At 55.5% G+C, this 4,941-nt stretch carries 5 protein-coding genes; 1 reads left to right on the top strand and 4 read right to left on the bottom strand.

Annotation, left to right across the window (positions count from 1 at the left end; all coding sequences use genetic code 11):
- Window positions 1-1,268, bottom strand: a 1,268-nt coding sequence (locus Q0L39_RS10670) for an alpha-L-fucosidase (RefSeq protein ID WP_296629054.1), incomplete at its 3' end; no start/stop codon positions are given.
- A gap of 131 nt (window positions 1,269-1,399) precedes the next feature.
- Between Q0L39_RS10670 and Q0L39_RS10665 the strand changes: the two genes are divergently transcribed.
- Complete coding sequence (locus Q0L39_RS10665) at window positions 1,400-2,215, top strand: AraC family transcriptional regulator (protein ID WP_296629052.1); 816 nt, start codon at window positions 1,400-1,402, stop codon at window positions 2,213-2,215.
- Between the two features lie 58 nt (window positions 2,216-2,273).
- Here the strand turns inward: Q0L39_RS10665 and Q0L39_RS10660 are convergent, their stop codons facing one another.
- From Q0L39_RS10660 to Q0L39_RS10650, 3 genes are all read right to left on the bottom strand, one after another.
- Window positions 2,274-2,915, bottom strand: a complete 642-nt coding sequence (locus Q0L39_RS10660; protein WP_296629050.1) for a lactate utilization protein — start codon at window positions 2,913-2,915, stop codon at window positions 2,274-2,276.
- Window positions 2,916-2,943: 28 nt separating this feature from the next.
- A complete protein-coding gene (locus tag Q0L39_RS10655) occupies window positions 2,944-3,354 on the bottom strand; it encodes a hypothetical protein (protein ID WP_296629049.1) in 411 nt (136 codons plus the stop codon).
- A gap of 95 nt (window positions 3,355-3,449) precedes the next feature.
- Complete coding sequence (locus Q0L39_RS10650) at window positions 3,450-4,895, bottom strand: cation-translocating P-type ATPase (protein WP_296629056.1); 1,446 nt, start codon at window positions 4,893-4,895, stop codon at window positions 3,450-3,452.
- Between the last annotated feature and the right edge of the window lie 46 nt (window positions 4,896-4,941).

Below are 4,941 nucleotides of genomic sequence, written 5' to 3'. Positions count from 1 at the left end.
GGCAGATAGAAGAAGGCTGCGCTTTCGTCGTCCTCCTGCTTGTCGTCGCTCAGCAGCTCGACCTTGCCCTCGGTGAATTTGACCTCGCTGCCGTCGTGCAAAAACTGTGCGTACTCAACGTGTCCTGCAAGACCTTCCACCTTGAAGTTATCAAACGGATAGGCGAACAGATGGATGTACAGACGTTTGCCGTCCTCGCTCTGGGTCAGGCGGCAGTCGGTCGGCGTCTTGAACTCCGGCTCCGCCTTGGTGCAGCCGTAGATCGAACGGCTGTTGTACTTCATCCAGTCGGCGTAGACCTTGAGCGCCTCCTCTGCGCGGTAATCCAGATAGCCGCGGGCAGTCGGACCGACGTTCATGATGAGGTTGCCGCCGTTGGCAACGGTGCTGATGAGCATCCGCAGCAGCATCTCCGGCGACTTCCAGGTGTATTCGTCGCGGTAGTAGCCCCAGGAGCCGGACAATGTCTGGCAGGCTTCCCACACAACCAGCTCGCCTGTCTTTGGATGACGGAACCAGTCGGTCGGCTGGAACTGCTCCGGTGTCCAGATGTCCTGCTCAATCTCGGTGCGGTTGTCGATGATGATGCCTGGCTGGAGGCTGCGCGCCAGTTCCAGCAGCTTCTCAGATTCCCAGTCGTCCTTGCCTTTGCCGCCCAACCATGCCTTGTCGCCTTCTCCGTGGCGCTGGCTGTAAGAGAAATCGAACCACATGATGTCGATTTTGCCGTAGTTGGTCAGCAGCTCGCGGACCTGATTGCGCATATACTCGGCATAACGGCGCATATCTCTGCCCTCGTTCTGCTGTTTTGCATCAGGGTCGTCGCGGCGCGGATGGTTGACGTCGATGGTGAAGTCAGGATGATGCCAGTCGATCAGCGAATAGTAAAAGCCGATGTGGATGCCCTCGGCGCGGAACGCATCGACAAACTCGCGGACCAGGTCGCGGCCGGCAGGAGTGTTGGTGCATTTATAGTCGGTGTACTGGCTGTCGAACATGCAGAAGCCCTCGTGGTGTTTGGTGGTAAACACAGCATAGCGCATACCGGCAGCTTTTGCCTGACGTGCCCATTCCTTTGGATCGTACAGATCAGGGTCAAAGTGCTTGAAATAACGATCGTATACATCCTCAGGGGTGCGCTCACGGGTCTTGACCCATTCATGGCGTGCCGGCAGAGCATACAGGCCCCAGTGAATGAACATACCAAAGCGGTCATGGGTAAACCAGGAGGTATCGCCTGGGGTTTTTCTGGTAACATAACTGGACATGAAAAATCCTCCTTATATGGCAGGGATTATGGACTTTTTGGCAAAGCTCTTGCCTGTTTATGAAAGATAGTATATAGTATTTTCAGGAAATATCCCATTAAAAAATCAGGAAATAATATGGAGAATACACGATGGACATCAAACGAAATCCCGACCTGATCTCGCTGATCAGCAATATCCGGCTGGAGATCGCCGAGGCAGGTCTGGCGATGCTGGACAGCCGCTGGAACAACAGCGACGTCCGCTCGCCTTTTTCACGGCTTTACTATATCCGCGGCGGAGAGGGCACTGTGCTGCTTCCCTCCGGTCAGTGCTGTCTGAGCGCCGGCAGCTGCTACCTCATTCCCGCCGGACTTGGCTACCGCTACCAGTGCGACGACTGGATGGAACAGCTCTACTTTCACATCAACCTCTATCTTCCCAACGGCATCGACCTGTTTTTCGGCTGTCAGGACTGCTACCGCCTGCCCGTCTCTGACCAGCAGATGCAGCAGGTGTATCAGCTCTACCAGAAAAGCGACGCCGCCTCTGCTTTGCGGCTCAAATCCGCCTTGCTCAGCGATATTGCAAAGCTCATCGAGCTTTCCGGTGCCGGCGCACAGGTGCTGCACTATTCCCCATTGCTCACCCGCCTGTTTCCGGTGGCACAGCGCAACATCTCCTCGAGCTGCACCGTCAAAAAGCTGGCGGAGGAACTGCACGTTTCGGAAAGTACCCTGTCCAAACGTTTCCGGCAGGAAACAGGACTGACGCTGGGCGCCTACCTCGACCACCTGCTGTTCACCCGCGCCTGTCAGCTGCTGCTGTCCTCTCCGATGTCCATTGGAGAGATTTCCGAACAGCTGGGCTTCTGCGACCAGTTTTACTTTGCGCGCTACTTTAAGAACCACCAGCAGCAGACTCCCAGCGAATACCGGCGCAGAGCAGCCTCCCTCTCCTCCAAGTAATTTGCATATACAACAACAGGCGGACAGCAGATGCTGTCCGCCTGTTTGTTTTGATTGGTTAATAGCCCAGCTCCTCGCCGACCAGAATGACCTTGATGCGGTCCTGATGGCGCTGCTGTGCGCTGACCAGATAGTTGCAGCAGATGCGTCCGTCGCTGTGGCAGTCCATACACTCGCCAACCTTGGCGCACGGAGTTGCACAGTGCAGTCGGATAGCATTTGCCGGAGCTGCTGTCTTTTTGACCCGCTCCACTGCTGCGTCGATGTCCGGTACAATCTTGTTGTAGCCTGCCACCACGATGACACTGGATGGTCCAAAGGCCAGTGCAGCCACACGGTTGGAGTTTCCATCGACGTTGTACAGCTCACCATTTTCGGTGATAGCGTTGGCACTGAGAAGGTAATTGTCGGCAAAGAAGGCTTTGCGGTAGATTTCGGTGATGTCCTGTGGAGTCAGACCTGGTTTTGCGCGGTCGAGGAAGTTATACTTGCCGCTGCGCAAAAGCTGCATGATGCCGCATTCCTCCAGCGTCATCGAACCGCCGCAGGCAATCGTCTGGCCCTCCTGGAGCAGACTTTCCACCAGCTGCAGCGCCTCCTGCTTATCCTTTGCATAGTATGGTTTCATCTTGTTTTTTGCAAGATTTGCCATGGTCTTTTCGATTCGTTTTTCCATCACAGCTTTTTTGTTTTCGTCCATACCATTTTACCCCCTGTTTTCCTTGCTTTTATTTGCTCGCCGACTTCTGTCGGTTTTCTTCCCGACGCTTCTGAATGGTGATGTACCGCTTTCTGCGGAAGGTCATATACAGCACTGTCACGCTCAGCAGCACCGACAGAACCGAACCGGTGATGAGCGTTTCAATCAGGGAAACATCCACCAACGACAGGCGCATCGCCACAAAGGAGATGACCGCGCCCACATCCGCCGCCAGCTGATAGGACACCAGCTGGCCCAGCGTCAGCTTGGAAACAAACTGCTTTACAACCAATACAATGCCATACACTGCAATCAACAGCGACAGCACCACGACAAACAGCGGCAGATGGACCCGTCCCAGCAGGGACAGCACAACAAAGGCAGTCACCCTTGTGACGCAGCCTGCCAGCATCATGTAAAAGAGGATCTTTTTGTACAAATTTTTCGCCACCTAAAACTAGATTCATCCATAGATACAAAAGGAGATGTTCTCTCATTTTGTGTGGCTTATTATAGCATATAAAGGAAGAAAAATCAAATTTTGGTTCGATCGGAGCGTTTGTGGAACCATACGCCGCTGATAAACGCCCACAATATCGGTGCTGCCATCACCAGCACACCGATCAGCTTCATCTGTTCGACACCCAGCGCCGTTGTCTCAAAGATCATCCGTCCCATCGGATGCCATACCGCAAAGCTCATCACACACAGCGAGGTGCACACCGCCGCGATCAGCTTGAAGTTGTTGAAAAACGGGATGCCAAACAGCGTCCTTGTCTCGGATTTGCACTCAAAGACGTGGATCAGCTGGGTCAGAATCAAGGTGACCAGCGCTCCGGTGCGCGCCATCTCCAACGAGGCGCCGCCGGTCAGCAGCATCGAAAAGACAGCGATGGTGCTCAGTCCAATCAGCGCGCCGCGGAACAGAATGACCTCCAGCAGGCCGCCCGAAAAGATCGAATCGGTGCTGCGGCGGGGCTTCTGGTCCATCACATCCCTGTCCGGTGGGTCCAGTCCCAGCGCAATGGCAGGCAGGCCGTCGGTGACCAGGTTAATCAGCAGAATCTGAATCGGCAGCAGTGGCACCGGCATTCCCATCAGCATCGCCAGAAACATGGTGATGACCTCACCGATGTTGCAGGAGAGCAGGTAGCGAATAAACTTGCGGATGTTCTGATAGATCACCCTGCCTTCCTCAATCGCACAGACCAGCGTGGCAAAGTTGTCGTCCATCAAAATGACGTCGCTTGCCTCCTTGGTGACATCGGTGCCGTTTTTGCCCATCGACACACCGATGTTGGCCTCCTTGACCGCCGGCGCATCGTTGACGCCGTCGCCGGTCATCGCCACAATCGCTCCCTGTGACTTGAAGGCGCGGACAATTCGCAGCTTATGCGCCGGTGTCACCCTTGCAAATACATTCACCTTGGGCAGCAGGTGCAAAAACCGGTCGTCGTCGAGTTTGTCCAGCTCGCTGCCGGTGAGCACCTGTCCGCCTGGAGTCAGAATCTTCAGCTGGGAAGCCACCGCACAGGCAGTCTCCTTGCTGTCGCCGGTAATCATTACGGGACGAATCTGCGCTCTGCGGCAGCGGTTGACCGCCTCGAATGCCTCCTTACGAGGCGGGTCGATCATCCCTGCCAGCGAACAGAACACCAGATTTTGCTCGCTGGTGTCAAAGCTGCCCGAAATCTTTCTCCAGCACAGTGCAAGCACGCGCATCGCCTGGGAGGCCATCTCCTCATTTTGCTTGAGGATGCTCTGGCGCATCGACGGCGTCATCGCGGAGACGCTGCCGTTTTTCTGTACAAAGGCACACCGCTGCAGCAGGATGTCGGGCGCACCTTTGGTGAACATCATCAGCTCTCCCGTGCGGGTGCGCACCAGCACCGACATCATCTTTCGGCGCGAATCAAACGGAAGCTCCTTGAGCAGCGTGCAGCCGCTCCGGTCGTACTCCACTCCGCTCTTCATGGCCAGGACTGCCAGCGCTGCTTAGGTGGGTTCTCTGCTGACTGTGATGCCC

This window comes from uncultured Negativibacillus sp., assembly GCF_944388365.1.
In the GTDB taxonomy this organism is placed as follows: domain Bacteria; phylum Bacillota; class Clostridia; order Oscillospirales; family Ruminococcaceae; genus Negativibacillus.
The sequence above is the reverse complement of the archived record's forward strand: the minus strand, read 5'-3'. Positions and strand labels throughout refer to the sequence as shown.

Excerpts from the sequence above, each read along its gene's own strand:
- Q0L39_RS10665 (WP_296629052.1), top strand. The coding sequence starts at position 1,400 with ATGGACATCAAACGAAATCCCGACCTGATCTCGCTGATCAGCAATATC.
- Q0L39_RS10660 (WP_296629050.1), bottom strand. The coding sequence starts at position 2,915 with ATGGACGAAAACAAAAAAGCTGTGATGGAAAAACGAATCGAAAAGACC.